Here is a 26,918-nt window from a genome sequence, read left to right on the forward strand (position 1 = left end):
GAAATTTTGGCTCAGTTCATTCATAAGATAATAATAAAAGCAGACGGCCAATTAGAGGTGCATAATGCACTTCTAAAACGTCTGCTTTTTATTTTATTATTACACTAACTCCAACCAAGCAACCGCTTCGCAATGTCCCGTATGCGGGAACATGTCCACTGGCTGCACTTCTTTTGTTTTGTAGCCGCCGTCTTCTAGAATTCTTAAATCCCTTGCCAATGTAGATGGATTGCATGAGACATAGACAACGCGTTTTGGACGTTGCTCTAGGATGGTTTTAAGCAATGCTTCATCGCAGCCTTTTCTTGGTGGGTCTACCATTAGAACGTCGGCCGTTTTGCCTTCTTTGTACCAGCGAGGAATGACTTCTTCAGCTGGGCCAGCTTCAAAGTAAGTGTTGTCCAAGCCGTTTAGTTTGGCATTGCGTTTGGCGTCTTCAATCGCTTGAGGAACAATTTCAACCCCCATCACAAATTTAGCTTTTTTAGCCATAAATAAGGAGATCGTTCCAATACCACAGTATGCGTCGATGACTGTTTCTTCGCCTGTTAGATTTGCATAATCTAACGCTTGCTTGTACAGTACTTCAGTTTGGATTGGGTTCACTTGGTAGAAGGAACGTGCTGAGATTTCAAAGCGTACGTCACCGATATGGTCCTCAATCGTGTCTTGACCCCATAGGTTGATGGTTTCGTTGCCAAAGATGACATTAGTGTTTTCCCCATTGATGTTTTGCATAATCGATTTGACATTCGGAATAAGCTTACGGATAAGTGCCACTGCTTCTTCTGCCTGCGGGAATTTACGTTTCTTTGTGACAAGGACAACCATGACTTCCTCTGTCGCGCGCGCTTTTCGAACTACCACGTGTCGCAGCATGCCTTGTTTCGTTTCTTCGTTATAAGGTTTGATGCCGAGCTTCCAAAGCTGCGGTTTTAACCCTTCTAAAATGGCGTCCGCTTCCGGTGTTTGAATCAAGCAGCGTTCTGTGTCGACGATGGCGTGGGATTTAGTTTTATAAAATCCAGCGATCGGCGCTTCCCCATTTACGCCAAATGGAATCTGCGCTTTGTTACGGTAATTCCATGGGTTTTCCATGCCTTTCACTGGAAGGACAGGCACATCAATTTTGCCGATACGTTCCATCACATCGCGCACCATTTTTTCCTTCCATTTCAGTTGCCCCGCATAGGATAGGTGTTGTAACTGGCATCCGCCACATTGATCATACACTGGGCATGTTGCATCGACCCGGTCAGGTGAAGGAATTTCTATATTTATAATTTTGGCAAAGCCATAGTTTTTCAATGTTTTTAAAACATGGATTTCTACTCGCTCATCGGGCAACGCGCCTTGAACAAAGAGCGGATAACCGTTTATCTTTGCGACGCCTGCTCCATCATGTGTTAAATCCTCTATATCAACCGTTAAACGATCATTTTTTTTAACTGGTGCTGTCATTCTGCATCCTCCGTTTCAGTTCCTCTATTGTATCACGGGAGTGGAAAAGAAAAAATCCAAGAGCTTAGAAAAAGAATCCCTACAAACTCCTGAAGATAAAAGGAATTAGCTGGGTATCGATAGAACAATATATAACATAAAATTGGCCGAAAAAGGAGAAAATCAGATGGCGGAAAAATTACAAAGAGTTGGCACTATTTATATACCAGTTTCAGATGTTGGACTCTCAAGTGAATGGTATGTAAATAAACTTGGTACAATATTAAATTATAAAGACGAAGAAAAGGCGATTCTCGACTTAGCTAATCAAAGTGTTTTCCTCGTTCGATCTTCAGCAGACGAAAGCCTCAACTTTCATGATTCACATGGCAATGAATGCTTTTCTCTGACATTTGAAGTCAACGGGATGCATGCATTAGAAACCATTCATGGTGAATTTATTGAAAAAGAAGTACATGTAGGAGAGATTGAAAACAGAGGACATGCCGGAAGAAATTTTGTGTTTTATGATTTGGATGGCAATAAATTTGATATTTGGAGTGAACTAAGTCCGGTTTTCAAAGAAAAATATGATATATAACTCGAGTGGCAAAAGCCACTAGAATGTTACCTCTTTTTCTTAAATCGTTATCTCGTGGTTTCTGCAGGAAAACGCCATTCTCCCTTCTCATCAAACTCCTCTGCTAATGAGTTTGCCAAAGCTGTAACAGAAGAAGGATAGTCCATAACCTCTAGCAGCTTAATCGCATTTTTCGTGGTGGATGGACCCTTATGAATTTGATAGTCGAAATAGACACCATCATCTTGGACTGTTTCTCGGAAATGATAGTTATCGAATCCAGCGATGGTTGTCAATTCGATATCATGTGATGCGATCATAATCATGCCCGGATGCTTTGTCAGCCAGTCCATCATAGAGGCAGATGCGGCAATTCGTTCCACTGTATTCGTCCCACGAAGAATTTCATCGATAAATACTAAGCAAGGAACACTTGATTCGATTTTTTTGATGATTCGTTTTAACGATTTGATTTCCGCTTTGAAATAACTGTCTCCGTCAATGACATTATCCTGAATAGCCATGGAGGAAAGGACATAGCTAGGCTTCATGCTCCAAGATTTAGCATGGACTGTATGAATGGTTTGAGCCAATATAGAGTTGATTGCGACAGCCTTCATAAAGGTGGATTTTCCTGAAGCATTGGAACCTGTAATCAACGTCTGTTTAAGAATCTCGGATGAATTTTTTACAGGTTTATTAATAAGTGGATGATACAAATCAGTAAACGTGACTTCTTCTTTCTCAGTAAAATCAGGGGTGCAATAGCCCTCTGTAGAATTGCGATAGAAAGCCACAGCAATACCTGCATCTATCTCCCCTATCGTTTTCCATAGCATTTCGTATTCTTCCTTATATTTTGAGATCATGCTGATCATAAAATAATACGAAATATAATCCAGCAAAAAAATGATTCGTATGTATTCAAACAGACCATCTAGTTCGCCTTTACCCTTGCCGAGTGAAATAACCTTCTCGAAATGTAATAGATTGCGAATGGGCTTAATGCATTTACGAATACCTGTAGCGTAGGGCTGAAAGGAGACATCTTTCACCTTGGCAAGACGCTTACCTGCACGGATAATACCTGCAATATAAGAAGTCTCGTATAAGCTACTGTCTAAATGTAGCTTTTTATTATAGTAAATCAGTATATTCAAGACCATGGATAGAACAAGAGCCCCGATACCCACCTTTAGACTAAAAAAAGCTGTAATAATGCTTGCTACTGGTAAAAAGCCACAGAGGATATAAAACCAAATATGCGTAATGTTCCCGTAGTTTTTATAAAAAAAAGAGGACGAATTAGAGTAATTTTCTTTCCCTAGCTTTCTCAGAATATAAATCAGCTTGTTCCGAAGCTCATGGTCTTGTTCCATTAACTCATATAAGGGCTCATTGGCATCTTGATTTTCAAGCTGGATGGTGTGCAACTGATTATATAAATATTCAGAGCCAATTGAGGTCTGTGTATAATTAAGTTTTTGAAAAACCTCATTCATGGAAAGATCATTCCAGGTAATCGAGTCGATATGATAAACGTTTGGCTGCTTGGGGGTTGACTCCCAGTATGACATCACAGACTCCAAAGGCTCTGTTGGCGGTAAAAATCGTTTCTCTTCCCATTCCACTTCCACTCTCTTTTTCGTTTCCACCGATCTGGTGTATTTAAAGTAAGGCAGCAATAGGATACATACGGCTATTCCAAGGATATAGAACATGCTTGTCCCTCGTTTTCAGATAATTAGTTATTATCCTTATGTTAGGTTATTTTCCTTTTTATTTCAATTAATCCCCTGAAAGGGAGAGCCTCTATAAAAAAAGAGCTTAATCTTTAAAGATTAGGTCTAGCAGATATAAGTTACTCCTCTTTATCTTGATTCATTGCTCTAATTAGTTTATCGAGTTTATCATTTCTCTCTTTGTCCAATTTTATTTTGGCATTCATAAACTTAATGACTTTCACTACAATATAAACTCCGACTATAATTAGCACTAAATATATAATTACAGGACCTAAAAGAAGCCAATCCACCCAACTTGAAGATGAAACTTCCATCATAATCCCTCCTTCTTAATTTTATTCACTAAGTCCTTCAAATCTCTTAAAAGCCCATTCTTTTATAGGCGCATATTCCATTTTCGATGGATAAGGCAGCTCTATATATTGCTCATTCACATGTTGTTCTATATAATCAACAAAGTCTGAAAACACTTCCGTACATGCAGTGCTCAATATATCCTTCTCATCCTCAGTATAGGGGCCGTCAAAATATACTTTCCAAGAGAGTATTCCTTTATCATACCTACAAATAATACCTCGTACATTATGTGGAATAGCCTCGCATAATGCTCTATGTGTCGATAAAATCAAATTATTTTCATTTGGTGAATAATCCATTATTATCATTGTTCAATAAAGTTCTTCTAAATAAATTAAGTAGTTTACTCTTTAACAAATACTTTCTTCTCTCTTTTCTAATAGCTTTTTCTGAATTAGATAGATGGTACTCGATTCACTTTTATATTGTCCCACATTAAATTCATTCAGGTTTATTACCTCTTTTAAATATGTTGGAATCGTGCAGTTTCTGTTTACGTTATCTATTTTAAAGGGGAAATTGTTTTCATTAGGGTTTGAGGTATGTAGATAAATAGCATCTAAGCTTGCATCTTCTTCCACTATTTCAATCCATAGTTGATAAGGCATTTCAAGTTCTTGAAGTGTTTCTTGAAAGTCCTTATATAGCGCTATGTTTGCTTTCATATGTTCTTTTCTTATCCTCAAACTATTATTTCCATACCCGTAAAAGTCGAGGTGAGTATGCCATAAGTCGAACCAACTATCCTTCTCAATCTTCAAATCATAATTATTAACTTTTGTCTCTCTCCATAAATTACGAAAGTAACGTCTCTTCCCTCGGAATTTTTTCAAATGAAATTTCCTCCTGCTATGTAAAGTCTTCTTTTATCATTACAGAAAAGTATGGTTTAATGGCAATGTCAATAATCATACAGAAACGATCGCTATCCTCATGTAAAAACAATCTAAAGGCTGCTTCATGTTTTGTATCCTTCAGAATCTCAATTTTACTTACCGTTTTGTAAGAAGACTCAAATATTGTGGCGCCTATTGATACATTCTTAACTTTCATAGAAAACTCATCAACACTTGGAAAAAGAGTTACCTTATACTGTAATTCATGAATAGTAAACTCGTAAAAGCTTTCTCTATAATGATAAGGTAGATGATTGTTAGTTGTTTTTGCATCAACACAAAATAAAGAAATGAAATCTAATTCATCCGGATATATTTCCATCATTTCCCCCTCAAAGTAGTGAGATCTTAAAAATCTCCTATATCCTTTTTTAACTCTTTGATTCTTTTTCTTACTTTTTCTCTTGTTTGAAAATCCTGTGGCTTCAATAAAGAGCTGTCTGGTAAAGTCGACACTTCCCCATTAAAATCTATTTCTTTATCTAACTTTTCAAGGTTAATAGTATCTATACTTTGATCATTAATATCTCCATAAGCAGCTATAACTCTAATATCTTTATCGTCATCCAGAATAAAGCTTAACTTAGAATTGTACGTTCCCCAACTAATTTTTTCTTCTAGATAATCATTTACTATACTTAACACATCATCGGCGCTAAGCTTAAAGTATGCTTGTGATTTTTTCTTCATATTCACCTTACCTTATCCTTATACCTAAGCTAACTTTATTTAAAAGTAGCTTTTTGTCTACTTTACCATAAACCTCTTATTGATTTATCGAACATCCAAATAAATAAAAAAAACCAAGGGTCATATAAACCCTTGGATAATGTATAGCTATTAAGACTGGCTCTCCTCTTCCTCCCTGACAGCTCCATCCTTAGAAGCAACGAAAAAGCCGATTAGTATGGATAGGATGACGACGATAAATGGTGCATAAAATATTAGAAAATGTTCCATCGGGCTTTCCTCCTCTACGCATGATGGTTTCCTTTGCCGCGAACATAGTCCTTATCAAATAAAAATAATTTGAGGACAAGATAGAGCGAAGGGACCAGCAGCAATAACCCCAGTACAAAGGCGATGACTAAAGAAATAGCCATGGCTTCGTTTGTGAATGAATCATAGATTGTTAAATGCGGATACAGTAAATATGGATAATGTGATATGCCGTAGCCAAAGAATGCTAAAGCGAATTGACCGACCAATAGCCATAGCGCTAATCCATAGTTTCGCTTCATCCAGATACATCCAACGGTCACGATAAACATAAGAGCAGATATGGCGAATAAATACCACATATCTAACATCCGTGCGTAATGAGCTTCATTATGCTTGCGCAGCTCTACCATGATACCAACTACAGTGATGGCTAATGGAACGGACCAGATGAGCGCGTATTTACGTAATAGCCTTGTCGCATCTGCATCTCCTGCCGCATTCGCATACCATGTAAGGAAGACGGCCGATATATAGAGGACCGCGGCAATGGCGAGCAATACGATACTCCATGTTAATGGACTGGTGAATAATGCTTGGAAATCGAGCACAGGGTTATTGCCATGCATTCGGATAAAGCCGCCCTCTGAAATGGTCAGAACTACCGAGAGCGATGCAGGAAGCAATAGCCCTGATGCACCGTACATAAAGGAATAGCCAACATGTCCTCTCGAACCATAGGATTCAAACGCGTAATAGCTCCCTCGAATTGCTAACAGAGCAAGCGCGATACTCGCAGGTACAAGCAGTGTAGTGCCGTAGTAGAAGGCCGTTTTCGGGAAAAACCCTACGATGCCGACGAAGAAAAAGACTAAAAATACATTGGTGATCTCCCATACGGGCGACAGATAGCGCTGAATAATATTGGTCAGAATATGCTTTTTCCCTGTAATGACACTATAGGCATTGAAAAAACCTGCTCCAAAATCAATAGAGCCAATCATTACATAGCCAAACAAAAACAACCATAGGACAGAGATGCCGAGGATTTCTAAACTCATGATAAATCACCGCCTTTTTCCGCTTTCCGATCGGCAATCTCCCGCTCAATCGGATTCCGTTTGAACATTCGTCGAAGAACGACTACGCTGCCGATACCAAGAATGAGATAGATAATGCAGAACAGCAATAGCATGAGATCCACATGATTGCTTGATGTCGCGGCCTCTGCGACTTTCATATAATTCACTAAAATCCACGGTTGGCGACCTACCTCTGCCATCCACCAGCCTGCTTCGATTGCAATGACTGCCAGTGGACCGCCTAATACCATAATCCATCTAAACCACTTCGAATGAATCCAACGCCAGCTCCTCAGCTTGCCAATGATATAAATCGCTGAAACAGCCACCATAAAGAAGCCAATTGATACCATCAAGTCAAAAAGGAAGTGGATATAAAGGGGCGGAATTTCATCTTCAGGGAATTGATCAAGCCCTGTTACCTCAGAATTCGGGTTGTAATGGGCCAGGATACTTAGAGCATAAGGAATCCGAATAGCATACTTTACATCCTCCCCGTCACGCAGACCAAACACCAAGAGTGACGCTCCTTTTTCTGTTTTGAAATGCCACTCTGCTGCAGCAAGTTTTTCCGGTTGATATTCAACCAGATACTTCGCGGAGAAGTCACCGAGCATGGCCGTTGCAATAGAGAAAACGAGACCAAGCTTCATAAATAGATATAAGGACTTTTTATAATAAATATGATTAGACCCTTTTAACAAACGGAAAGCAGCAATGGAAGCTAGGATAAAGGCAGAAGTCATATAAGCTGTCACCAGTACATGCCCTACCTTTGTCGGCATCGCTGGGTTAAACATAGCTACAAGTGGCTGGATATTCACGAGCTCTCCATCTACCAGTTCGAATCCTTGAGGAGCATTCATAAATGCGTTAACAATGGTGATAAATACGGCTGAGGCACTAGCGCCTAATGCAACCGGCACTAGTAGTAAAAAATGTTTCTTTTGGTTTTCAAAGCGATCCCATGTGTATAAATAAATGCCCAGGAAAATTGCTTCAAAGAAAAACGCAAATGTCTCCATAAAGAGCGGCAAAGCAATGACATTCCCTGCAAGCTGCATAAAGTTCGGCCATAACAGCGACAGCTGGAGTCCAATGGCGGTTCCTGTCACGACACCGACTGCTACTGTTATGACGAAACCCCGCGCTACCCTTCTCGCAAGCAATATGTAGTGCTCATCATTTTTCTGAATGCCAATCCATTGAGCAATCATGATAAGAAGCGGCACGCCAACGCCAATCGTGGCATAAATAATATGAAAAGTTAAAGTAAATTCTGTCAGCAACCTGCTGTAAAAGACGGCATGTTCATTTACCATCTATTTCCCTCCCTAATGACCAAAAATTCTGCCCAGAATCGAGAGCAGCATAATGCCCGCCACGATGAAACTTGCAATGATTAACTTTCGCTCCTGCTGTTTATACATGCTCTTTCCTCCCTTCTAGGACGTATACCCTCTTACGATAATTTTTTCACTATTCTAACTAAATAATTTTTAAATCTCCCCAATTAGGTATGATACTCGCATTATGCGTCTTTTATTCATGTTTCAAACGAGAATTTGAAGTGAGGTGAACTTTTGATGCTGGAGAATGTTTGAAGTAGCCTTACATTAGTCAACTAAGATGAAAAACATAAAAAAAGACTAGAAAGCATCTTTGCTCTCTAGTCCTTTATTAATCTTGTGGTCGGTCGATTTCTTTCATTTTTTCGATTGGAACTAATAATTCTATGTGGCGTTTTAAGTTGGTGAACTCAGCCGGCACATCCCCGCCATACTCTCCGTCCAAGTTTAGCTGCACTTTTTCGTCTGAAGTGATTTTCAAGTGGCTTGCCTTTGTGTAGATAATATGAGGATCTCGCAAATGTTCGCCTCTACTTGCAAGTGTAACCAGCTTGACGAAATCAGCTATATTGCACTTTTTAAGAATGAACACAGAGAACAGCCCATCATTTAGGCTTGCATCAGGCGCGAGTTTTTCAAAGCCGCCGACGGAATTAGTCAAGGCAATTAACACCATCATTACTTCGTCATCAAATACTTCTCCATCATATTCAATCCGCATTTTTGTAGCTTTGATGGATGGCAGCATCTCGATGCCTTTTAGATAGTAAGCTAGCTGTCCTAAAACTGTCTTTAATTTACTTGGTACTTCATATGTCAGCTCAGTAATTCTGCCAAGTCCTGCAATATTGATAAAGTGACGATCATTGGCACATCCAACATCTACTGGGATGCTGTTGCCTTCAATAATAATATCAAGTGCTTTATCAATGTCGCGCGGGATTTGGACTGCTCGCGCAAAGTCATTGGTCGTGCCCATTGGGATTAGCCCAATTAATGGTTTGTTTTCAAAACCACTTACACCTGCAACCACTTCATTTAACGTGCCATCGCCTCCCACAGCGATGATGACATCAAAGCCTCTTTCTACTGCAGCTTTGGCCGCGTTCGTAGCGTCACCCTCACATGTAGTCGCGTGACAAGATGTCTCATAGCCTGCCACTTCCAGTCTAGCTAATACGTCAGGCAAGTGCTTTTTAAAAGCTTCGCGGCCTGATGTGGGGTTATAAATGATACGTGCTCGCTTCATCATTCTACCTTCCTACTTTACAAAATTTCTCTATAAAGAGAACGAATCCTTCATGCTTAAGTTCCAGCAAAGGGGCCATGAAGCCCCCATTTACTGGATAGCCAACCTCTATTTTATAACGAATAGGCACCTTCTGCAAATAGCCCCATTACGATAGGGCTAAGATGAGCGCGCGGCTTAGGCTTTCATAAACATAACTCCAGAACTTCTCATTTGTAGCATATTCCCTTGTAATATGTGCAAATAGCTCTTCTTGTTTTTCCTCAAAAGCAGGATCCTCAGCATCTGGCAATTCACTTTTACCCTTGGTCATATACTCCTGAATCTGTGGTGCACGCGGTCCCCATTTACCAATAACATTTCCTTTTTCGTTTAGGAAAATATAGATAGGAATCGCACGTCCGCCATTCGTTAGATACTGGTCAATCAACTCTTCATTTTCATCACGGAGTACCGTACGCACTTCGATGTCGCCCTCTTCAGCAATGCGTCTTAATATGGCGTTGTTCATCATCGCATCTCCGCACCAGTCTTCTGTAATCGCTAAAATATGGGGTTTCTTTTCTTTGAGCAGTGAGATAAATGGACCGTCCTCTGGCAGCTCGAATTCATTGTACACATGCATGCTTGCTTCCTGATGGGTATCCATTTGATCCATATAGTCTTTGATCGGTGTTCCTTCTGCAAAATACTGTTCTTCTGTTTTCATGAAAATCCCCTCCTTCTCTTTAGTGTAATCACTTTACCTCTTTTTCGCAAAAAGACACTCTCCATTCATTGAAATTCCTGCTATAATGGGATTTCTACCTCGCTGTAGTATGTTACAGGAGGTTAGTATAGAAGGAGGTTATTTTTTGAGTGTTCAACGTCTTTTAAAGGCGCATAATTTTTTGTTTTTCGGTATGCTTGCATTGTTTATTCCATTTTTGCCTGTCTTCTTAGATGGACAAGGGCTTGAAACAAATGAAGTTGGATTGATTATCGGTGCCGGTGGTTTTGTGACGATTATTGCACAGCCACTATGGGGCATGATTAGCGACCGCAGGAAAACGCTGCGCAAAGTGTTGCTACTTCTAATCTTTATGGCAGCGATTAGCGGATTTCTATTATTTCATATGAATAGCTTTGTAGGTTTGATCATAGCGGCAATGGTTGTTTATTTCTTCTTAATGCCAATCGATCCCTTAACTGAAAGTTTGTCATTCACCATGACTGAAACCATCGGCACCAACTATGGTTCTGTACGTACATATGGGGCTCTCGGCTATGCGGTCCTATCACTGGTTGTAGGCTATGTGATGAAATGGTTCGGCATGAGCAGCGTGTCTATTCTTTTCGTTGTGATTGGGATTATTAGCTTTGCTGTTATGTGGAAAATGCCTGATGTCCCGACAAGCTCTGCTCCTGTGACAATTGATGGGCTGAAAAAAGTATTAAAAAATAGAGAAATGCAGCTGTTTTTACTATTAGTCTTCCTCAGCTCTATTCCGGCCCGGATGAATGATACATTTTTAGGCATACATATTCGCTCACTTGGAGGCGACCCCTCACTTGTCGGCATTGCGTTTTTCATCTCTGCTGCAAGTGAAATCGTGATCTTTGCCCTCAGTGTTTGGTGGCTGCGACAAGGAAAAGAACTGCTAATCATGACGATCGCTATATTCTTTTATGCGCTTCGCTTTTTCTTATCGGGTATTGTGGAGAGCGCATTGTTGCTAGCGATCATTCAGCTCTTCCAAGCGCTTACATTCCCAATCTACTATACGGCTGCCATCCAGAATTTATACAGAATCGTTCCACGGGAATGGCGCGCCACAGGGCAAACTGTATTAGCGCTATTGTTCTTTGGCCTTTCTGGCATCGTATCATCCTCTGTTGGCGGATTTATCTACCATGAATGGGGTGGGCATCTCTTTTATTATCTCCTTGGTTCCATTTCGTTTCTTGCAGGATTATTTGGCGTTTACTTGTTAATAAGAAAAAGAAAGTAAAGGTTGGGGTTAAGTATGAATGAAGCATCACAGCTATATTGGAATATGTATTGGGATAAGCAAAAGAAAGAAAAGCCATCTAAGGTCAGTGCCTGGCAATTCGGCGGAGACCCAGATTATTTGGCGCAATTGGTCATCGATGGAGTGAAGACAGCTACTTGTTCTGGTCATATTTTGTATGAAATAGAACAAGAGCCACTTCCTGCTGTTAATGACTACAGCATTATTTTAAATAGCAAAGACGAGCCCTTGGCTATTATCAAAACAGTGGATGTTAAGATTATGCCGATGAATGAAGTGCCAGAAGAATTTGCTATTGCTGAAGGTGAAGGAGACCGGACATATCGTTATTGGAAAGAGGTTCATGTAGAATTCTTTACAGAAGCGTTAAGTAAAGTTGGCCTAGAGTTTTCAGAAGATATGCTGCTCGTATGTGAACGTTTTGAATTAGTGGATGAAAAAAGCAAATAAAAAAACGCTTGGAGATCATCTCATCTCTAAGCGTTTTTTATTAGAATTAGCGTTTTTGAATTTCTTCAAGTAGCATTTTATTCACCATTTGAGGGTTAGCTTGTCCACGTGAAGCTTTCATGATTTGACCTACTAAGAAGCCAATTGCACGGTCTTTACCGTTTTTGAAGTCTTCAATAGATTGTGCGTTTTGATCAAGCACCTCAGTGACCAGTTTAAGCAATGCGCCTTCGTCTGAAATTTGGACAAGTCCTTTTTCTTTGACGATTTTCTCTGCTTCGCCACCGTTTTCAACCAGCTCTTTGAATACTTTTTTTGCGATTTTTGAAGAGATCGTGCCAGCTGTGATCAGTTTGATCATGCCGCCAAGTCCTTCTGGTGTAAGAGCTGTATCAGAAAGCTCTTTTTGCTCTGCATTTAAGTATGCTGATACTTCACCCATTAACCAGTTAGATGAAAGTTTTGCATCCGCGCCTGTTGCAACAGTTGCTTCAAAGAAATCAGCTGTCTCTTTTGATAGCGTCAATACATGCGCATCATACGCAGGGACGCCGTATTCAGAAACATAGCGCTCTTTACGTGCATCCGGCAATTCAGGGATAGCAGCTTTTTCACGTTCTAGCCATTCATCATCAATGACGATATCCACTAAATCAGGTTCTGGGAAGTAACGGTAATCGTCTGTTCCTTCTTTAACACGCATAAGGATTGTTTTACCTGTTTTCTCATCAAATCGGCGAGTCTCTTGTTTGATTTCACCGCCTGCGTTTAATACAGCTGCTTGGCGTTGTTCCTCATACTCAAGCCCTTTTTTCACAAAGCTGAATGAGTTTAAGTTTTTCAATTCTGTTTTAACACCAAACTCATCTTGGCCATAAGGACGGATAGAGATGTTGGCGTCACAGCGCAATGAGCCTTCTTCCATACGCACGTCTGAAACGCCTGTATATTGAATGATTGCTTTTAATTTTTCTAGATATGCATATGCTTCTTCCGGTGTGCGGATATCTGGTTCAGATACAATTTCAACCAATGGTGTTCCTTGACGGTTGTAATCTACAAGTGAAGCATTTTTGCCATGCGTTAATTTACCAGCATCTTCTTCCATGTGAAGACGTGTGATACCGATACGTTTTTTCTCGCCGCCTACTTCAATTTCAATCCAACCATTTTCGCCGATTGGCACATCAAATTGTGAAATTTGGTACGCTTTCGGATTATCTGGATAGAAGTAGTTTTTGCGGTCGAATTTAGTGTGTTGGTTGATATCCATGTTTAACGCCAATGATGCGCGCATAGCATAGTTAACTACTTCTTTGTTCACAACTGGAAGCACGCCAGGATACCCAAGGTCGATCACAGATGTATTGGTATTTGGTTCTGAACCAAATTGGTTTGGTGATGGTGAGAAGATTTTTGAATTCGTCTTTAACTCCACATGCACTTCTAAACCAATGACTGTTTCGTAATTCATGTTATTTTACCTCCCAAGTTTGAGGTGTTTTTTCGTGGTAATCTGTTGCTTTTTCAAAAGCATCAGCCACGCGGTATACAGTACCTTCTTCAAAGTATTTACCGATGATTTGAAGACCAAGAGGAAGACCATTATCAAATCCACATGGAATTGAGATGGCTGGTACGCCCGCTAAGTTAATTGGCACTGTCAAAATGTCATTTGCATAGACAGTCATTGGATCATCCAAGTTTTCTCCTAGTTTGAATGCTGCTGTTGGAGAAGTTGGGCCAACGATTACATCGTACTCTTCAAATACTTTATCGAAGTCTTGTTTGATTAATGTGCGGACTTGTTGCGCTTTTTTGTAATACGCATCATATGTACCCGCTGATAGTGAGTATGTGCCAAGCATGATACGACGTTTTACTTCATCGCCAAAGCCTTCTGCACGAGTTTTTGTATACAAATCATCCAAGTTGTCTGCTTCTGCTCTAAAGCCGTAACGAATACCGTCAAAGCGAGAAAGGTTAGATGATGCTTCAGATGAAGACAGAATATAGTAAGCTGCTAGAGCATATTTTGAGTGAGGAAGGGATACTTCATCAACAGTTGCACCTAGTTCTTTTAATTTTTCAATTGCTTCTAGTACAGATTTGCGTGCTGCTTCGCCTACCCCTTCGCCGAGGTATTCTTTTGGCACTGCGATTTTAAGGCCTTTAATATCGCCAGTTAATTGATCTACATAGTGAGGCACTTCTACATTAGCAGATGTAGAGTCATGCGCATCCACTCCTGCAATAGCTTCTAGTAGTAGCGCATTGTCGCGTACATTACGTGTAATCGGTCCAATTTGGTCAAGAGATGAAGCGAATGCTACAAGACCAAAACGAGAAACACGGCCGTATGTTGGTTTCATACCAACTACACCGCAATAAGCCGCTGGTTGGCGGATAGAGCCGCCTGTATCAGAGCCCAATGAGAATGGTACTTCTCCTGCTGCAACTGCTGCTGCTGAACCACCTGAAGAACCACCTGGTACATGTTCAAAATTCCATGGATTATGCACAGGTTTGATCGATGAGTTTTCGTTGGCAGAACCCATTGCAAATTCGTCCATGTTGATTTTGCCGACGTTCACCATGCCTGCTTCTTTCAATTTATTGACAACGGTTGCATTGTAGATTGGATTAAAGCCTTCTAGAATTTTAGAAGCGCATGTTGTTTCCAAACCTTCTGTTACAATATTGTCTTTCACGCCGATTGGCATACCAAATAGCGGTCCGCGTTCTTCAAATGGTACTTTATCCATTTCTTCCGCTTCTTTTAGTGCTTGTTCTTTATTTAATGCTAAAAATGCGCCTACTTCACCGTCTAATGCATCAATGCGGTCATAAGCTTCTTTTGTTAAGTCAGCAATGGTGATTTCTTTGCTATGTAATAGCTCTTGCAATTCTTTCGCTGATTTTTTGAATAGAGACACGGGATTCCCTCCTTAATCTTTAATAATTGGTGGTACCTTAACTAGTCCATCTTGTTGTTCTTTCACGTTTTTCATCATCACATCGCGGTCTAAACCTTTAACTGCTACGTCCTCACGGAATACGTTAACAAGCGGCAATACATGCGTTGTTGGTTGAACATTTGTTGTATCGAGTTCATTTAGTTGCACAGCAAAATCAGTAATCGCGCCCAATTGCTCCGCGAACTTTTCTGCCTCTTCTTCTGTAATTGCAAGTCTCGCAAGTTTCGCGACATGCTTTACTTCTTCCTTTGAAAGTTTCGCCATTTTTTACACCTCCGAATTCAATAACCATACCGATAATAATATCATTATACCAAAGGAATGTGCAACACACTTCCCTTCGCTAAAGCACTGTCTGAACGCTTGCTGGCAAAGGTTTTTCAGTTTGTTCTATCGCAAACAGAATGTAAAAGCTACCTGCCAGATTTTTTAAGCGCATGAAGAATGTAGCTTACCCACCAAACAAGCATACAGAAAGAGCTTAAAGGATAAAACCTTTAAGCTCTTCTTTCTAATGCATCTATTAATCATTGTAAATATGAATATACGGTTCGTCCGCATTGGCTTCTTTCACGACAAGCGCTTCTGGGCCATTAACGGATGTTACGTTCACTTCAATTTCTAGACCTTTAGGGAATTGGTCCATGACTTCTCCCGCCATATATTGAGTAAACCCAATGATTTCGGAAGTCCCGTAAAACTTAATAGGAATCTGGATCTCTAGCTTTTTGATTTTGTTATTTTGATAGAAACCAGTACCTACGATATTAGTGTAGTTTGAGAAATACTTATCAATATCCTGCTTAAAGTAATTGAAGTTTTCATTGATATCCCGATACTTGTTTGTTGAATCGCTTGTTGGGAATAATACATATTTTTCATTTACTTTTTTCCAGCTTTTAATTGAGGCGCTTCCTTTATCTACATCTGTATAGGCAAAGTATGTGCCTGGCGTAATAGCTGATTTGCTTTGTTGTTTAAATAAACCGACTGTAATCGGCACTTCTGACAAGCCGTCGATTTGGCGCAGTCGTTTGACTACTTGTGATGCCATCTTTTTGCCCTGAGATTCAATCATGGACACTGGGATTTCTTCGTCATATGTAGCGCCATATTCTTCTTTTTGATAATAGTAGGTTGAATTGAGCGCAAGGCCGATGGAAATGCCTGCAAGCTTTACTTTGTTTTTCCCTGTTTTTTGCAGATAATTCTGCTCTACAATATGGGCCAAATAGATAGGCGCTTTTTTGGCACGTTCATCCGGCGTCATATTTTTTGTTTCTTTCGGGTTTAACCCCTCAGGATCTTGGTTACCCCGTGCCAGCCACGAAGTAACCGTATCCTTATCTAGGTATTGTCCTTCTTGGAAAAAGTACTTATCCGGATCAAATGCCTGTTGCGATAAACGTAAAAGCCCGCTTTCTGCTTCCTTCACGTCGTACTTTGTATTGATATTGGAAACAATCAAACCTCTACTTGCGCTTTCTTTATACGGTAAAAGTGTACGGTAGTATTGGTCATCGATTTGCATACTTGGAATGATAGTTGTTTCTTCTTTATCTTTTGTGTTGGTTTGAACAACAGATGAATCTTTCGATAAAGAAGGCAAACTACAGCCCGCAAGCATTGCTGCAACAAGCATTGCGGGTATAAAGCGAAGTCGGTTCATTGCCTGTGAAAACTCCTTTACTCTCTTAATTCTTCAAGCAGGCGGTCCTCATCCCACACTTCAATGCCCAAATCTTCGGCTTTTGCGAGTTTAGAGCCTGCCTCTGTTCCGGCAATGACCAGGTCCGTCTTTTTGCTGACGCTGCCTGTGACTTTGCCGCCTAACTCTTCTATTTTCACTTTTGCATCGTCTCTTGTCAATTGTTCTAATTTACCGGTCAGGACAATTGTTTTTCCTGAAAATGGACTGTCGATTTCCGCTGCGTTCACCTTCTTGCCAAGGTAATTCATGTTGACGCCAGCTTCTTTTAAACGCGATATCAAGGCCAACACGTCTTCATTATCGAAATACGTCACGACTGAATCCGCCATTTTATCGCCAATTTCAAAGACGTTCACTAATTCAGTTTCTGTCGCACCGATTAGGCGATCCATCGTTTCAAATTCTTCAGCCAACAGCCTTGCTGCTTTGGCCCCGACATGTCGGATGCCTAAGCCGAACAATAAGCGCTCTAATGAATTCCCCTTAGAGGCTGCAATCGCGTTCACTAGATTGGTTGCAGATTTCTCACCCATGCGCTCGAGCTGTACCAATTCATCAACAGTGAGGCGGTACAAATCAGATACATCTTTAACCAGCCCAGACCTTAACAATTGTTCTACAACTTTTTCACCCAATCCATCGATATTCATGGCATTGCGTGAGACGAAGTGTGCCATTCCTTCTGATATTTGGGCAAAGCATTGCGGATTGACGCAGCGCAAGGCTACTTCCCCTTCAATGCGAACAAGTTCACTGTCGCATACCGGACAATGTGTCGGCATAACGAAAGGTTCGCTATCCTCTTTTCGTTGATCAAACAGTACAGATACCACTTCAGGAATAATATCACCCGCTTTTCGGATGATGACCTGATCGCCGATGCGCACATCTTTTTCACGGATGATATCTTCATTATGAAGCGTTGCACGTCCAACAGTTGTCCCTGCTACTTGGACAGGCTGCAAGATAGCAGTCGGTGTCACAACCCCTGTCCGGCCCACAGTTAAGTCAATGTCTAAAACAGTTGTGACAACTTCCTCAGCTGGGAATTTATACGCGATAGACCAGCGAGGAACTTTGACGGTATTCCCTAGTTCTTCTTGCTGGTTGTAGCTGTCTACTTTGATGACAATGCCATCAATCTCATACGGCAGTGTTGGGCGTTGCTCTGTCCATTCCTCGATATACGCCATTACTTCTTTCATATTAGTGAACTTTCTTCTCTCATGATTTGTTTGAAAGCCCAAATGGTCCATATAATCAAGTGCTTCACTATGGCTTTCAAGGCCATATGCTTCGCCGTTGCCACCCATCGCATATATGAATGTCGATAAATTTCTGCTCGCTGCCACCTTTGGATCAAGCTGACGAAGCGAACCAGCTGCAGCATTTCGCGGATTAGCAAAGAGCTCATCGCCTTTTTCAGCCCTCATCTTATTCAAATTAGTAAATGAACGCTTCGGCATATAGCATTCGCCACGTGCTTCAATACTGACAGGTTCTTTTAAACGCAGCGGAATGGAATGAACAGTTTTCAGGTTTTCTGTAATGTCCTCGCCAACTGTCCCATTCCCGCGCGTGGCACCTTGTACAAAAAGCCCGTCTTCATAACGGAGTGAAATCGCTAGACCGTCAATTTTCAGCTCACATACATATGTGACCTGATCTCCAACCACCTGGCGTACACGGCGGTCAAAATCGTTTAGATCTTCTTCATTAAACGCATTTCCTAAACTCAACATCGGATATTGATGCGTCACTTTGTTAAACCCTGTCAGTATTTCTCCGCCCACTCGCCTTGTTGGTGAATCCGGAAAAATAAGGTCAGGATTTTCTTCTTCGATAGCAATCAATTCATGCAGCAATTGATCGTAGATAGCATCAGGTACGATGGGCTGATCCAATACATAGTAAGCGTGCCCGTATTCATGAAGAAGTTTGTTTAACTCCGCCACTCTGTTTTCCAATTGAACTCGGTCCATTCTGTTTCCTCCACACTTTTAAACTTTTTCGATTGGCGCAAATTTTGCAAGTAACCGTTTAATGCCGGTTGGACTAGCAAAAGCAATATCCAATTCAGTATTTTCGCCTTCTCCGCGCACTGCTACTACCGTGCCTACGCCCCATTTCTTATGAGAGGCTTTGTCGCCAGCCTTCCAGCCAATCTGATCGCCACCTGTTTGTTTATAGGTAGGTGTAATCACAGTTTGACGTGGCTGTGCATAGCCTGATGGACGGCGTCTTGGCGCATTAAAGCTAGTATGCCCATTTGTTTGATCGCGCAAAGCTATTTCTTCCAGTATTTCAGAGCCAATTTCCTGCAAGAAGCGTGAAGGCGTATTGAAGCTGCTGCGGCCAAAGATTGTCCGGCATTGAGCACATGTTAAATAAAGGCGCTGTTCAGCCCTTGTAATACCCACATAAGCGAGCCTTCTTTCTTCCTCCATCTCATCATCATCCTGCAATGACCGGGAATGCGGAAAGATATTTTCTTCCATACCGATAATGAACACGACAGGGAACTCTAGCCCTTTCGCCGAATGCATCGTCATCAAAACGATAGAGCCTTTCGTTTCATCTTCTTTATCCAATGTATCAATATCAGCGATTAACGCTAGATCAGTTAAGAAGGCAACCAAAGATTTGTCCTCACTTTGATCCTCAAATGCTTTAGTAACAGATATAAACTCATCAATGTTTTCTAAACGGCTTTCCGCTTCAATTGTTTTCTCATTCTTCAACATATCGCGGTAGCCGGATTTAGTTAAGATTTCTTCCACTAATTCTGTGACCGGCAAAAACTCCTGCATTTTTGTCAGATTCAATATCATCTCACGGAATTCGATTGCCGCCTTTGTTGCACGTGCAGATAATCCCATAAAATCAGCTTCAGCCAATGCATCGAATATGGAACGATCTTGATCAATAGCAAATTGAGCCATGCGTTCAAATGATGTAGCGCCAATGCTCCGTTTTGGCTCATTGATAATACGTGCGAGCGATAAATCATCATCATTATTGGCGATGAGACGCAAATAGGCCAGCAAGTCTTTAATTTCTTTTCGATCATAGAACTTTGTACCGCCGACAATGGTATAGTTCATATTGGATTTGACAAGCATTTCTTCCATTACCCGCGATTGGGCATTTGTACGGTAAAGAATAGCAAAATCATCTGCAGAACGATTCTCTGTCTCCATCAATTCTTGAATAGTCTTAACGACGAACTGTGCTTCCTGCTTTTCGTCATAGGAGCGGTACAGATAGATTTTTTCTCCATCTTCGTTTTCCGTACGTAGCTTCTTAGGATAACGGCTCGTATTATTTTCTATGACGTCATTAGCCGCCTGTAAGATGCGCGATGTAGAACGATAATTTTGCTCAAGCATAATAACCTTGGCATTCGGATAATCCTTCTCAAATGATAGGATGTTCTGAATATCAGCACCGCGCCAGCGATAAATTGATTGATCTGAGTCACCTACAACACAAAGATTTTTAAATCTCTTTGCAAGCATTTTGACTAACAGGTATTGAGATTTATTGGTATCTTGGTACTCGTCCACATGAATGTATTGGAAACGATTTTGATAATATTCCAAGACTTCAGGTACTTCTTCAAAAAGACGGATTGTAAGCATAATCAAATCATCAAAGTCGCATGATTGATTCTTTCTCAAGCGTTTTTGATAGTTCTCATATACTTGCGCTACAGTCCGTTCATATGGGTTAGACTCATTGATTTGAGCTTTATATGAGGCAGCATCAATGCACTCGTTCTTGGCTGAGCTAATCGCATTCAGCATGGAACGCGGATCGAATCGTTTTGGATCGATGTTTAGCTCTTTTAGAGCATTTTTAATTACGGTCAGTTGGTCAGAGGTATCAAGGATGGTAAAGCTCTTGCTATAGCCAATACGGTCGATATCTCGTCTTAATATGCGCACGCACATCGAGTGGAACGTAGATACCCACATCCGTTCGCTTGTACCTTGGCCAAGCAAGTTGTTGATCCGCTCCTTCATTTCGCGACCCGCTTTATTAGTGAAGGTGATCGCTAATATTTTGGAAGGATAGACTTGCTTTTCGATGACCAAATAAGCAATTCGATGTGTTAATACTCTCGTTTTTCCTGAACCTGCTCCCGCCATGATGAGGAGAGGGCCTTCTGTTGTTTTAACTGCTTCTTCTTGTTCTTTATTCATGCCACTCAGCAAATTTCTTGTCAGCTGTTCCATATGCACTCTCCTTTACAAACATTTGTTCTTATTATACATTTTTCACTGTCTCTTTAACAGCCTTTACTGTCTTCAGTGCTGTTTTCAAATTATCATACACTACATTGCCTACGACAACTGTATCCGCGTAAGAAGCCATTTCTGCCGCTTGTTCCTCTGAAGCAATACCGCCTCCATAAAAAAGCTTAGTTGTTGAAAGTTCTTCTCCAATGGATTTTACAAGTTCAGGGTCACCGTATGTGCCGCTGTATTCCATATAAAAGACCGGCAAACGGAAAAAGTTCTCTGCCATTCTTGCATAAGCCATGACATCATCTGGCTCACAGTCCGTTTTAGCTTTGGATAATTTTGCAGCTTTGCAATCAGCGTTTAAGATACAATAGCCTTCTGCTACAAGCTCCTCCCACATCATCACATCGCCAAATGCCTTAATCGCTTCATGATGAAGATCCTTCACCCATAATGTATCACTGCTATTTAACACCGTTGGAATGAAGTAATAATCATATCCCGGCGAAATACTATCTATATTTGAAATCTCTAATGCTACTGGCACAGTAAAGCGCCGAATTCTCGCTAGCAGGTCGAGCACTCCATCTATCGTTACATCGTCTGAACCTCCTACTATAATCGCATCGGTACCAGATTCGCAAATTGCTTCTAATGCGTCATCTGAAATCTCCTTTGCTGGGTCCAGCTTAAATACATGCCGCCAATCCATCATTTTTTCAAAAGCCCCCTATTCACTTTCTATCATACCTAGTATACACAAACTATTTCACATGCTAAATCTACAAATGCATTCTTTTGTTGATCAACATCTTTATAAAAAGAAAAAACTGAACACTTGGTCCAGTCTTTTCTTTGTGGTCCCTATTTAGGCGCTTGATAAGGCGATTCGTCTGGGTAAAGACGCCCTAGCATTTCATCGTACGTGTCATTGCCATAATCGAAGCAGCGGCGTACTCTTGAAATGGTAGCAGTAGAGGCGCCTGTTTCTTTTTTGATTGTTTCGTATGTCTTTTTCAACCGTAAAAGGTGAGCGACCTCAAAACGCTGTGCCAATGATTGAATCTCGCTGATTGTACATAAATCATCGAAAAACTCATAGCATTCTTCTATATTTTTCAATGATAAAACGGCTTTAAATAATTGTTCTGTTTGATGGCCTTTAATTTTATCAATTTGCATAACCGTTTTCCCCCTCCCTTGCTTGTGTACTAGCCTTTGTGACTAGGCTTTAGAAGGCATACACCCTAAAGGGCAAAGTACAGCAAGAAGACAACTTTCTTCTACTCTATTTTACCACCATTATAGGATATATATCAATTTCACGCTTTAGTGCACTACTACCTCATAAGGGATGGGAATAGTACCTTTTTCTTCATGACTTCATAAATTCCCTGCTGTGTAATTCGAACATATGGCAAGTGTGTAGATTGCAAGAATAATAGAGTATAAATCGCATCGCCATGCGCATAGCCTCGTTCAGCCAATGCATTAGCCAAAGCGTTTTGCTGCTGGATTAAATGCTCAACCGGTTCTACAGATAATCCACCGCAAAGCAGCAATGGGATGCTTTCAATAACCTCGCCATTTTCTACTAGGACGATGCCACCGTTCATTTCTTTCATTACATTAAACGCATGCAGCATTTCTTTTATATCTTTCCCAATTAAAATAATGTCACCAGTAGAAGAATAAGAAGATGCGAAGCCTTGGAGCTTATTCGCAAACCCTTTGATGAGTGTATTCACGCGCCACTGCCCTTTTCGGTCTACGAGCATTAAGAAACATTCATCATGTTCTTCGCTTAAATGTCCATGATTTGGGTGAACAGATACTTTATATGGTTTGGTAATTACATCATTCAGCATCTCAATCCCAAACGGCATGGAGAACTGGCAATCTTCCTCTGTTAAATCAAATGACAGATTTAATGGCGGCAATGCTGAAAAGTCGACACCTTCTAACGTTCTTACTTTTTGCCCATCGCGTTTTAACCATACGCCTTTTGATAACACGCTTTCTGGAACAGGATGGTATTCATCCTCTAATATATTAAGTGTAGCGAAACGGCCCGTTGCAATGAATCCATGCACATCAGACATATTATAATATCTAGCAATGTTATAAGAGGCCATTTGATACGCATCAATTGGATCTACTCCTGCATCGAGCGCTACTTGAATGCATTGATCCATGATGCCCTTTTCATAGAATGATGGTGTCGCTCCATCAGTTGTCATCATCAAATGATCAAAGAGGTTCAAATCCTTTTCTAAAATACCTTTCAATAAGTCGGGTAAATCCGGGCGTATAGATGAATGGCGTAAAGTGACACCATAGCCGTGAAGAATCCTGTTTTCCACTTCTTCTACTGTCATGGCCTCATGATCGCCGTCCGCGCCAAATAATTTTAATCTTGCAAGGGTCCGAGAAGAGGATCCTGGTAAATGTGCCTCTATTTTTTTGCCGTACATATGAGCTTCTTGCAATGAATACAGCATTTGGTCATCGCCTGCTACTAGCTTGGGCCATCCAGTTAGCTCGCCGCCCATAAGAACATCGCTTCTTTCTAACCAATCATGGATAGCTGTTGGCGTAAAGAACTTGTGTTCATCTTGTAACTCGGTTTGCGAATCAAAGCGAGCCCACCAATAAAATGAAAATGGCAATTTTTTTAATTGGTCTAACATTGAAAACGCTTTCTCATTTGCGGTATGCAAAAAGAATGTTAAGTTGTCCGAAATTAACGTAGTTGTCCCTAATTGTGCCGCATAATCCGCTAAAGTTTGGGGATTATAAAGTTGAAATGGATGTACATGCGGTTCAATATAGCCGGGTACAATCGTCTTGCCACTTGCATCTACAATTTCTGTTCCTTCTATATTTACAGGCATTTTAGGGCCGGCATATACAATTCGGTCGCCTAAAATCCATATATTCCCCTCCACCCATTTTTTGTACATGCTATGTAGATAACGTGCATTTGTAATAACAATCGTGGGTGCTGTTTTACCATCAATTACTGCCACTTGCTTTCTAAGTTCAGTAATTTTCCAATTCGGCTCAAGCATTACATCCATCTCCTTTCTAAGTTTGTGCTTATGTTATGGTTGGGATACGCCCAAAAGTAATTTGAATATTTTGGATGGTAAAATAATCGTATCATAGCGCTTCTGGAAAGCAAAGAAATAAAATTTGAATGATAACTGGAGGTTAAATTGATGACGACAACAGGTGGAAATATCAGTGTAAAAAGTGCTTATATGCGTTTTGCATGCGGTGCTACTATGACTGCATTAGGTGTCGGTAGACTAGCCCATAAACCTGATTGTATGCGCGCGAAGGCTATGATTATGATTGGTGCGATGAAGATGGGTGAAGGGGTCGCGAAATTCTGTCCAACTAAATCTTTCTTAAGCAACTATCTGTCCACCATGGTTAGTGAATTGCAATCAGGCAATTCCGGAAGCTCAGGAAACTCTGGAGGCTTCGGCACATCAGGAAGCTCAAGTAACTCTGGATACTCAGGTAATTCAGGTGGCTCAAGCAATTCTGGATCAGGATCATCTCTTGCCAGTATAGCTTCAGCTGCTATGGGCCTAGGTGGCAAATCCAAGTCAAACAGCAATAACGGAGGTTCAGGTGGATCAAGCAGTTCTAGCTCAAATGCCAATGCTTCATCCAACTCTTCTGTCATTCCTGATATTGAGCAACTAATGCAAGATTTCTCTTCATTATCCGGTACAGGCAAGCAAGCAAACGGCCAACAATCGAATAATAGTGGACAATCAAGCAATAACCAACAATCGAATAATAGCCAGCAATCGAACAATTCTCAACAATCAAACATGAGCCAGTCATCGAACTCATCGAATCAATCATCAAAAAACCAACAAAATAAAAATAACCAGTCCTCTAATTCAAATCAATCTTCACAAAAACAGTAAGACAGAAACAGTATGATGCAAAAAAACTGCCCAAAACTGGGCAGTTTTTTTTAGTTTAAGCCAAGACGATCAAAAATCAAATCTACATTTTTTAAGTGATAATGGTAATCGAAGCAATCAGCAATCTCTTCTTCAGAAAGATGTGAGCTAATGACTGAATTCCCTTCCACAAGCTCGCGGAACTGAATTTGTTCGTCCCATGCTTGAGCTGTTAAAGGTTGTACAGTATCATATGCCTCTTCACGAGATAGTCCTTTGTCAATCAATGCAAGAAGCACACGCTGTGAGTAGATTAGTCCAAATGTGCTATCCATATTGCGTTTCATATTGTCTTCTAAAACCGTTAAGTTTTTCACGATGTTGCCGAAGCGGTTCAACATATAATTTAAACCAATAGTTGTATCAGGCAAAATGATGCGTTCAGCAGACGAATGAGAAATATCACGTTCATGCCAAAGTGATACATTTTCATAAGCAGTCACCATATGGCCACGAATTACTCTCGCTAGGCCGACCATATTTTCTGATCCAATTGGATTTCTCTTATGTGGCATAGCAGAAGAACCTTTTTGTCCCTTCGCAAAGAATTCTTCTACTTCTCGTATTTCAGATTTTTGCAACCCACGAATCTCTGTAGCAAATTTATCAATAGAAGTAGCAATCAATGCCAATGCTGCAATATATTCAGCATGGCGATCTCGTTGTAATGTTTGAGTGGAAATAGGTGCTGCTTGAAGACCTAATTTGCTGCAAACATACTCTTCCACGAACGGATCGATATTTGCGTAAGTTCCTACTGCTCCAGAAATTTTCCCTGTTTCAATCGTTTTAGCGGCTGCTTCAAAGCGTTCCATATTACGTTTCATCTCTTCATACCACAAAGCAAGCTTTAGACCAAATGTCGTGGGTTCTGCATGTACGCCATGTGTACGTCCCATCATGACCGTATATTTATGTTCTTTTGCTTTTACTGCCAAAATATCGATGAAACGTTTAATATCTTCACGTAATATCGCATTTGCCTGTTTTAATTGGTAAGACAATGCAGTATCTACGACGTCTGTTGAAGTAAGGCCATAATGCACCCATTTGCGTTCATCGCCAAGTGTTTCAGATACAGCTCGAGTAAAAGCCACAACATCATGACGAGTTTCTTTTTCAATTTCTAAAATTCGATTGATATCAAATGAAGCATGCTCACGAATCTTTGCTACATCTTCCTTTGGAATATCACCAAGCTCTGCCCATGCTTCTGCAGCTAATATCTCAACTTCCAACCAATTATTGTACTTATTTTCATCTGTCCAAATGGCGCCCATTTCCGGACGAGTATAACGTTCGATCATCGTTTTCCCGCTGTCAAAATCCGTAAAGCCACAGCTTATTCACTCTAGGCTTTTTAGATGTCACATATTTGACTCTACGGTTCCCTCCTCATTATCATTGATTTTTACGCTGTAACCGACGCAATTTTTACTTTCCTAACGAAGACTTTTTCAATTTCATTTTATCAATGCAAAAGTAGTAAGTCAACGCAATATCCGAACGTTACTTTAACTAAAAGAAAATAAAGTTCGATTTTGAACAGTCAGTCTATTCTTGATCAGAGGGCATTCCCTTAAATTTTATGATTTGGCGAATCGGTACAGGCTCTCCATTGATAATTTGAAAAAGAGGCTCCTCTTTTCTGCCGATCGGCATATAGCCATCCTTTTTCATTCTCTCCAAGCACTCTTCTATTGTTTCCGATTCTTCGACTTCATACCAAATTTGTTTCTTTGCCACATTGCCACTTCCTTATAAGATTTGCAACACTTTATACGCCGCCTATGCATTTTGTTTTTTATACAAGGCCATTTGCCATTTGCTCTCTTTTATAGTTTACCTAAGTTTGACGTCCGTTGCTAGAAACAATAGACTTCCGAGAAACAAAAAA

At 40.6% G+C, this 26,918-nt stretch carries 27 protein-coding genes; 4 read left to right on the forward strand and 23 right to left on the reverse strand.

From position 1 onward, the window contains the following. Positions 1-99: 99 nt before the first annotated feature. Positions 100-1,461, reverse strand: a complete 1,362-nt coding sequence (gene rlmD, locus AC6CHJ_RS13295; RefSeq protein WP_498288945.1) for a 23S rRNA (uracil(1939)-C(5))-methyltransferase RlmD — start codon at positions 1,459-1,461, stop codon at positions 100-102. 166 nt (positions 1,462-1,627) lie between these two features. On the opposite strand from rlmD, the gene AC6CHJ_RS13300 reads away from it, so the two are divergent. Further along, positions 1,628-2,041, forward strand: coding sequence for a VOC family protein (locus AC6CHJ_RS13300; protein ID WP_498288947.1), 414 nt, complete (start codon positions 1,628-1,630; stop codon positions 2,039-2,041). Between the two features lie 47 nt (positions 2,042-2,088). On the opposite strand, the gene AC6CHJ_RS13305 is transcribed toward AC6CHJ_RS13300, so the two are convergent. The 11 genes from AC6CHJ_RS13305 to AC6CHJ_RS13355 all read right to left on the reverse strand — a co-directional run bounded on the left by AC6CHJ_RS13305 (position 2,089) and on the right by AC6CHJ_RS13355 (position 10,346). After that, a complete protein-coding gene (locus AC6CHJ_RS13305) occupies positions 2,089-3,741 on the reverse strand; it encodes a MutS-related protein (protein ID WP_498288949.1) in 1,653 nt (550 codons plus the stop codon). Between the two features lie 140 nt (positions 3,742-3,881). After that, positions 3,882-4,079, reverse strand: coding sequence for a hypothetical protein (locus tag AC6CHJ_RS13310; protein ID WP_498288951.1), 198 nt, complete (start codon positions 4,077-4,079; stop codon positions 3,882-3,884). Positions 4,080-4,100: 21 nt separating this feature from the next. Further along, the gene (locus tag AC6CHJ_RS13315) at positions 4,101-4,430 is read right to left on the reverse strand and encodes a MafI2 family immunity protein (RefSeq protein ID WP_498288953.1); all 330 of its coding nucleotides are present in this window, start codon (positions 4,428-4,430) and stop codon (positions 4,101-4,103) included. A gap of 42 nt (positions 4,431-4,472) precedes the next feature. Further along, the gene (locus AC6CHJ_RS13320; protein ID WP_249774881.1) at positions 4,473-4,955 is read right to left on the reverse strand and encodes a hypothetical protein; all 483 of its coding nucleotides are present in this window, start codon (positions 4,953-4,955) and stop codon (positions 4,473-4,475) included. 16 nt (positions 4,956-4,971) lie between these two features. After that, positions 4,972-5,340, reverse strand: coding sequence for a hypothetical protein (locus AC6CHJ_RS13325; protein ID WP_147197677.1), 369 nt, complete (start codon positions 5,338-5,340; stop codon positions 4,972-4,974). Positions 5,341-5,366: 26 nt separating this feature from the next. Continuing rightward, a complete protein-coding gene (locus AC6CHJ_RS13330) occupies positions 5,367-5,708 on the reverse strand; it encodes a hypothetical protein (protein WP_249774882.1) in 342 nt (113 codons plus the stop codon). A 150-nt stretch (positions 5,709-5,858) separates the two neighbouring features. Next, on the reverse strand, positions 5,859-5,978 hold the full coding sequence (cydS, locus tag AC6CHJ_RS13335) for a cytochrome bd oxidase small subunit CydS family protein (RefSeq protein ID WP_371859453.1): 120 nt from the start codon (positions 5,976-5,978) through the stop codon (positions 5,859-5,861). A gap of 14 nt (positions 5,979-5,992) precedes the next feature. Then, positions 5,993-7,018 (reverse strand): cytochrome d ubiquinol oxidase subunit II, encoded by a 1,026-nt coding sequence (locus AC6CHJ_RS13340; RefSeq protein ID WP_392996964.1) that lies wholly within the window; start codon positions 7,016-7,018, stop codon positions 5,993-5,995. Beyond that, positions 7,015-8,361: a cytochrome ubiquinol oxidase subunit I gene (locus AC6CHJ_RS13345; protein ID WP_498288955.1), complete on the reverse strand. Its 1,347-nt coding sequence runs from the start codon at positions 8,359-8,361 to the stop codon at positions 7,015-7,017. The genes AC6CHJ_RS13340 and AC6CHJ_RS13345 overlap by 4 nt, the downstream gene beginning before the upstream one ends. A 358-nt stretch (positions 8,362-8,719) precedes the next feature. Then, on the reverse strand, positions 8,720-9,637 hold the full coding sequence (locus AC6CHJ_RS13350) for a diacylglycerol kinase (protein WP_150285268.1): 918 nt from the start codon (positions 9,635-9,637) through the stop codon (positions 8,720-8,722). Positions 9,638-9,785: 148 nt separating this feature from the next. Further along, entirely contained in the window at positions 9,786-10,346 is a 561-nt protein-coding gene (locus tag AC6CHJ_RS13355; protein WP_498288957.1) for a thioredoxin family protein, read from the reverse strand. 145 nt (positions 10,347-10,491) lie between these two features. On the opposite strand from AC6CHJ_RS13355, the gene AC6CHJ_RS13360 reads away from it, so the two are divergent. After that, the gene (locus AC6CHJ_RS13360) at positions 10,492-11,628 is read left to right on the forward strand and encodes an MFS transporter (protein WP_223823611.1); all 1,137 of its coding nucleotides are present in this window, start codon (positions 10,492-10,494) and stop codon (positions 11,626-11,628) included. Between the two features lie 15 nt (positions 11,629-11,643). After that, complete coding sequence (locus tag AC6CHJ_RS13365; protein WP_147197666.1) at positions 11,644-12,099, forward strand: ASCH domain-containing protein; 456 nt, start codon at positions 11,644-11,646, stop codon at positions 12,097-12,099. 46 nt (positions 12,100-12,145) lie between these two features. Here the strand turns inward: AC6CHJ_RS13365 and gatB are convergent, their stop codons facing one another. The 9 genes from gatB to AC6CHJ_RS13410 form a co-directional block, all read right to left on the reverse strand. Further along, complete coding sequence (gene gatB, locus AC6CHJ_RS13370) at positions 12,146-13,573, reverse strand: Asp-tRNA(Asn)/Glu-tRNA(Gln) amidotransferase subunit GatB (protein WP_498288959.1); 1,428 nt, start codon at positions 13,571-13,573, stop codon at positions 12,146-12,148. A gap of 1 nt (position 13,574) precedes the next feature. Beyond that, positions 13,575-15,035: an Asp-tRNA(Asn)/Glu-tRNA(Gln) amidotransferase subunit GatA gene (gene gatA, locus AC6CHJ_RS13375; protein WP_147197663.1), complete on the reverse strand. Its 1,461-nt coding sequence runs from the start codon at positions 15,033-15,035 to the stop codon at positions 13,575-13,577. A gap of 12 nt (positions 15,036-15,047) precedes the next feature. After that, positions 15,048-15,341: an Asp-tRNA(Asn)/Glu-tRNA(Gln) amidotransferase subunit GatC gene (gene gatC / locus AC6CHJ_RS13380; protein ID WP_066790065.1), complete on the reverse strand. Its 294-nt coding sequence runs from the start codon at positions 15,339-15,341 to the stop codon at positions 15,048-15,050. Positions 15,342-15,600: 259 nt separating this feature from the next. Then, entirely contained in the window at positions 15,601-16,746 is a 1,146-nt protein-coding gene (locus AC6CHJ_RS13385; protein ID WP_147197661.1) for a CamS family sex pheromone protein, read from the reverse strand. A gap of 17 nt (positions 16,747-16,763) precedes the next feature. Further along, positions 16,764-18,770, reverse strand: a complete 2,007-nt coding sequence (ligA, locus tag AC6CHJ_RS13390) for an NAD-dependent DNA ligase LigA (RefSeq protein ID WP_498288961.1) — start codon at positions 18,768-18,770, stop codon at positions 16,764-16,766. 18 nt (positions 18,771-18,788) lie between these two features. Beyond that, complete coding sequence (gene pcrA / locus AC6CHJ_RS13395) at positions 18,789-21,026, reverse strand: DNA helicase PcrA (RefSeq protein ID WP_150285275.1); 2,238 nt, start codon at positions 21,024-21,026, stop codon at positions 18,789-18,791. 31 nt (positions 21,027-21,057) lie between these two features. After that, positions 21,058-21,750, reverse strand: a complete 693-nt coding sequence (pcrB, locus tag AC6CHJ_RS13400) for a heptaprenylglyceryl phosphate synthase (RefSeq protein ID WP_147197655.1) — start codon at positions 21,748-21,750, stop codon at positions 21,058-21,060. 149 nt (positions 21,751-21,899) lie between these two features. Further along, positions 21,900-22,217, reverse strand: coding sequence for a YerC/YecD family TrpR-related protein (locus AC6CHJ_RS13405; RefSeq protein ID WP_147197654.1), 318 nt, complete (start codon positions 22,215-22,217; stop codon positions 21,900-21,902). Between the two features lie 158 nt (positions 22,218-22,375). Beyond that, entirely contained in the window at positions 22,376-24,106 is a 1,731-nt protein-coding gene (locus AC6CHJ_RS13410; protein WP_498288963.1) for an adenine deaminase C-terminal domain-containing protein, read from the reverse strand. Positions 24,107-24,256: 150 nt separating this feature from the next. Here AC6CHJ_RS13410 and AC6CHJ_RS13415 point away from each other — a divergent pair, with 150 nt between their 5' ends. Further along, a complete protein-coding gene (locus AC6CHJ_RS13415) occupies positions 24,257-24,982 on the forward strand; it encodes a hypothetical protein (protein ID WP_498288965.1) in 726 nt (241 codons plus the stop codon). Between the two features lie 50 nt (positions 24,983-25,032). On the opposite strand, the gene purB is transcribed toward AC6CHJ_RS13415, so the two are convergent. Then, a complete protein-coding gene (gene purB / locus AC6CHJ_RS13420) occupies positions 25,033-26,328 on the reverse strand; it encodes an adenylosuccinate lyase (protein ID WP_147197648.1) in 1,296 nt (431 codons plus the stop codon). A gap of 247 nt (positions 26,329-26,575) precedes the next feature. Beyond that, complete coding sequence (locus AC6CHJ_RS13425) at positions 26,576-26,767, reverse strand: NETI motif-containing protein (protein ID WP_392996975.1); 192 nt, start codon at positions 26,765-26,767, stop codon at positions 26,576-26,578. Positions 26,768-26,918 lie beyond the last annotated feature (151 nt).

Source organism: Rummeliibacillus sp. GQ308 (assembly GCF_059759115.1).

Bases quoted from the DNA above. Each gene is read 5' to 3' on its own strand.
- AC6CHJ_RS13330 (WP_249774882.1), bottom strand. From the start codon at position 5,708: ATGAAGAAAAAATCACAAGCATACTTTAAGCTTAGCGCCGATGATGTG.
- AC6CHJ_RS13325 (WP_147197677.1), bottom strand. From the start codon at position 5,340: ATGGAAATATATCCGGATGAATTAGATTTCATTTCTTTATTTTGTGTT.
- purB (WP_147197648.1), bottom strand. From the start codon at position 26,328: ATGATCGAACGTTATACTCGTCCGGAAATGGGCGCCATTTGGACAGAT.
- pcrA (WP_150285275.1), bottom strand. From the start codon at position 21,026: ATGGAACAGCTGACAAGAAATTTGCTGAGTGGCATGAATAAAGAACAA.
- gatC (WP_066790065.1), bottom strand. From the start codon at position 15,341: ATGGCGAAACTTTCAAAGGAAGAAGTAAAGCATGTCGCGAAACTTGCG.
- AC6CHJ_RS13340 (WP_392996964.1), bottom strand. From the start codon at position 7,018: ATGAGTTTAGAAATCCTCGGCATCTCTGTCCTATGGTTGTTTTTGTTT.
- AC6CHJ_RS13355 (WP_498288957.1), bottom strand. From the start codon at position 10,346: ATGAAAACAGAAGAACAGTATTTTGCAGAAGGAACACCGATCAAAGAC.
- AC6CHJ_RS13315 (WP_498288953.1), bottom strand. From the start codon at position 4,430: ATGATAATAATGGATTATTCACCAAATGAAAATAATTTGATTTTATCG.
- AC6CHJ_RS13405 (WP_147197654.1), bottom strand. From the start codon at position 22,217: ATGCAAATTGATAAAATTAAAGGCCATCAAACAGAACAATTATTTAAA.
- ligA (WP_498288961.1), bottom strand. From the start codon at position 18,770: ATGGACCGAGTTCAATTGGAAAACAGAGTGGCGGAGTTAAACAAACTT.
- AC6CHJ_RS13410 (WP_498288963.1), bottom strand. From the start codon at position 24,106: ATGCTTGAGCCGAATTGGAAAATTACTGAACTTAGAAAGCAAGTGGCA.
- cydS (WP_371859453.1), bottom strand. From the start codon at position 5,978: ATGGAACATTTTCTAATATTTTATGCACCATTTATCGTCGTCATCCTA.
- AC6CHJ_RS13310 (WP_498288951.1), bottom strand. From the start codon at position 4,079: ATGGAAGTTTCATCTTCAAGTTGGGTGGATTGGCTTCTTTTAGGTCCT.
- pcrB (WP_147197655.1), bottom strand. From the start codon at position 21,750: ATGATGGATTGGCGGCATGTATTTAAGCTGGACCCAGCAAAGGAGATT.
- AC6CHJ_RS13385 (WP_147197661.1), bottom strand. From the start codon at position 16,746: ATGAACCGACTTCGCTTTATACCCGCAATGCTTGTTGCAGCAATGCTT.
- AC6CHJ_RS13345 (WP_498288955.1), bottom strand. From the start codon at position 8,361: ATGGTAAATGAACATGCCGTCTTTTACAGCAGGTTGCTGACAGAATTT.
- AC6CHJ_RS13350 (WP_150285268.1), bottom strand. From the start codon at position 9,637: ATGAAGCGAGCACGTATCATTTATAACCCCACATCAGGCCGCGAAGCT.
- AC6CHJ_RS13300 (WP_498288947.1), top strand. From the start codon at position 1,628: ATGGCGGAAAAATTACAAAGAGTTGGCACTATTTATATACCAGTTTCA.
- gatB (WP_498288959.1), bottom strand. From the start codon at position 13,573: ATGAATTACGAAACAGTCATTGGTTTAGAAGTGCATGTGGAGTTAAAG.
- AC6CHJ_RS13415 (WP_498288965.1), top strand. From the start codon at position 24,257: ATGACGACAACAGGTGGAAATATCAGTGTAAAAAGTGCTTATATGCGT.
- AC6CHJ_RS13365 (WP_147197666.1), top strand. From the start codon at position 11,644: ATGAATGAAGCATCACAGCTATATTGGAATATGTATTGGGATAAGCAA.
- rlmD (WP_498288945.1), bottom strand. From the start codon at position 1,461: ATGACAGCACCAGTTAAAAAAAATGATCGTTTAACGGTTGATATAGAG.
- AC6CHJ_RS13305 (WP_498288949.1), bottom strand. From the start codon at position 3,741: ATGTTCTATATCCTTGGAATAGCCGTATGTATCCTATTGCTGCCTTAC.